The organism is Ruminococcus flavefaciens ATCC 19208 (genome assembly GCF_000518765.1).
Classification (GTDB): domain Bacteria; phylum Bacillota; class Clostridia; order Oscillospirales; family Ruminococcaceae; genus Ruminococcus; species Ruminococcus flavefaciens.
The window spans coordinates 1-3,132 of sequence record NZ_KI912489.1; the positions used below are offsets into that span (position 1 = coordinate 1).

2 protein-coding genes are annotated in these 3,132 nt (G+C 39.8%); both read right to left on the minus strand.

From position 1 onward, the window contains the following. Window positions 1-1,445, minus strand: a 1,445-nt coding sequence (locus L870_RS16900) for a condensation domain-containing protein (protein WP_037271582.1), incomplete at its 3' end; no start/stop codon positions are given. 40 nt (window positions 1,446-1,485) lie between these two features. Continuing rightward, the coding region (locus tag L870_RS16905) for a condensation domain-containing protein (RefSeq protein ID WP_037271584.1) at window positions 1,486-3,132 on the minus strand (1,647 nt) is incomplete at its 5' end.

Consider the following 3,132-nt stretch of genomic DNA (forward strand, 5'->3'; position numbering starts at 1 on the left):
TCAAACAGCTCTGCTACTGTCTTGTCTCTCGGATACTCTGTTTCCGTTGCATTGAAATCATTCAGGATAAGCTTTTTTTCCGATTCTGTGACTGTTTCAATCTCGCATACCTTACTATCAGGCTTTTGAGCAATTTCCTCACAGATCTTCAACAACCTGTCCATGATCATTTGCACTTCTTCTTCGCAATACATATTCGGATCGTACAGTATTTTAAAGCTGAGCTTTCCTTCTATTTCATAGCCGGAGATAGTTATTCCATAGTTTGTCTGTTCTCTTGAACCTTCAAATCTGATCGTATTTCCGCTTTCAGTCTTCTTTTCTTCAAGCTCTGCTCCACTTGTGTAATTCTCAAATACATACAGTACCTTTATCAGATCAGAGCCTTTCTCTGTTCTGCTCTGTATCTCTACGATCGAGCAATAATCATAGTTTGTGCTTTCATTTCCTTTTTCCTGCTGACTTTTTATGAGCTCTTTTACTGTAGTTTCCTTATCAGCTTTTACTCTTACAGGTATCGTATTTATGAACAGACCTACCATTTCTTCTATCCCTTTGACAGGTGCATTTCTGCCTGATACGACTTTTCCGAATACAACATCATTACTTCCGCTGTATTTCTGCAACAGCAAACCTACCGCTGTTTCAGCAGCTGTGTTTATAGTTGCTCCTGCTTCTCCTGTGAGCTTTTTTATTTTTTCTGTAGTTTTTTCCTCAATGCTGCCCCAGAGCTCTCCGACTGTTTTGTCAGTACGGCAAGGCTTTTTCATTGCTTTTATTACAGCATCATTATCGTAATCTGCTAATTCTTCCGACCAGTATTTTATCGCTTTTGCTTGATCCTGTTCATTTATCCACTCTACATACTCTCCGTATTCAGCACTTTCAGAGCATTCCTTCTCTATCTCTTTGCTGATCGCTTCATATTCCTCACGGTTTGTCAGGCGTTTCAGATATTCAAAGAATTTTGTTATTATTATCTGTACGCACCATCCGTCTACAATTATATGATGAGTAGTAAATACAAACTTGTAGGTCGTTTCATCTTTCTTTATAACATTCAGTCTTAACAGCGGATCTCTTGTAAGATCAAATCCCTTCTTCTGATCCTCTGATAATAATGCCTGAAAATCCTTTTCAAATTCATTTGTATCCTTATCCGAGAAATCCAGATATTTTAATTCTGCTTCTCTGTCTGCTATTACTACCTGTCTCGGCTTTTTGATCTTTTCATACGCAAAAGCCGTTCTTAAAACATCAAACCTTCTGGATAACAGCTTCAATGCTTTTTCTACTGCTCCAAGCTCTACCTCTTCATTAACTGTAAATACGCTTTGCAAAATATATGCAGTCGTATTCTTTTCATATAGATAATGGAATAACATTCCTTCCTGAAGGGGTGTTAACCCGTATACATTTTCAATCCTGTTATTGACTGTTGACATTTATTTAACCTCCTAAAATCCCGCTTTTTGCCTTCATCAATTATGAAAACATCGTATTTAAAATGTCCAGTTCTTCATTATCAAGATCTTTATCACGCAGATCAGATCTCGTTCTTTTATCTTTACCGCCTGTTGCGCAGAATTCCGAAAGTTCGGTCATTGCCTTTGTAAACTCGTCCTTTATTTTTTCTATGAATCCCTGTCCGTATTCTTTATACTGACTCATTATCAGAAACTCCAGTTCTCCTTCTCTGATCTGTCCGTTTACTGTTATCTTATCGTCTGTCCTGTTTTCTCTGCTGCAAATATCTCCTGTACTGTATTCGCCTGTATAGCTTGTACTGCTTCCACTAAAGTCTCCAAGATAATTGAAACATATATCAGGTGTCGCTTCGTGTACTGCAAATCCGTATCCCATTCCTTTTTCCGGAACGCCTCTGATAGTGTCCTTAGCATTGATAACAGCTGCATCATCATCTTCGGTACATTCAACACATACTGCGTATACATTCGTAAACCAGCCAACTGTTCTGTCTGTACTTATCGGTTCGTGTATCTCTTCTCTTCCATGACCTTCAAGCTTTATCGCAAGCTTCTTCTGCCCCGTGATACGTCCCACTGCTCTTGCAAGTCCTGCGATCAGTATCTCATCTATCTTTGCACCGTATGCGTTCAGACTCTTCGTAAGCAGATTTTCGGTTATTTCCTTGCTAAGCTTCATCACGGCTGCACCCGGTTTTTCTTCAGGATATTCACCGTGTATTCCGCCTTCTGCTATTTCAGCCTCGACTTTCTTCCAGTAGTCTCTCTCCTTATCAGTCAGCTTAGCTCCGTACTCGTTAAGCTTTCTGCTCCATTCAATAAATGATGCTGTCTTTTCAGGCAGGCTTACTTTTTCTCCTGCCTTTATCTGTCTGACTGCTGTATAAAAATCTTCGCCAAGTATCCTCCATGAAACACCATCTACCGCAAGATGATGTATACAGAACATCATCTGTTTAGTATCTCCAAGTTCAAAAACTGCTATTTTTACAAGTGGTCCGTTTATAAGGTCAATGCTTCCCTGTATTTCTGTACACTTATCGGCTACTGCCGTATGCTTATCATTTTCACTGCTGTAGTCAAACTCATAAAAATCACACAGCTTACTGTCCCTGATCGGAAGTATCTCAAGTCCGTTGTTCCTGTAAACTGCTCTCAGTACATCATGATGCTTTGCAAGCTCTTCAACAGCCTGATGTATAATATTATTATCTGTTCCGTCCACAGTGAACATCATTGCCTGATTGAAGTGTTCAGGCTTTGAAAGCTTCCATTCGCCAAAATCCTTTATGATCGGAGTAGGCTCAACCCTGCCTGTTACCTCTCCCTGTTCATACTTCTTTTCACCGGTACCGGATACTAATGAAAGAGCTATCTTCTCAACTGTCCTGCCTGTCATTATATCTTTTACTGTTACCGCATATCCTGCATTTCTCAGTGCAGATATCATTCTTATTGCTTTTATCGAATCTCCGCCGAGTTCAAAGAAACCGTCCTTTATTCCGACCTTTTCCACATTCAGTATTTCGCTGAATGCCTTACAAACTGCTTCCTCTTCTTCATTTCTCGGTGCTTCATACTCTCTGACATTTCTTGTACCGATCTCAGGCAATGCTCTCTTATCAAGCTTTCCGTTTCTTGTTAC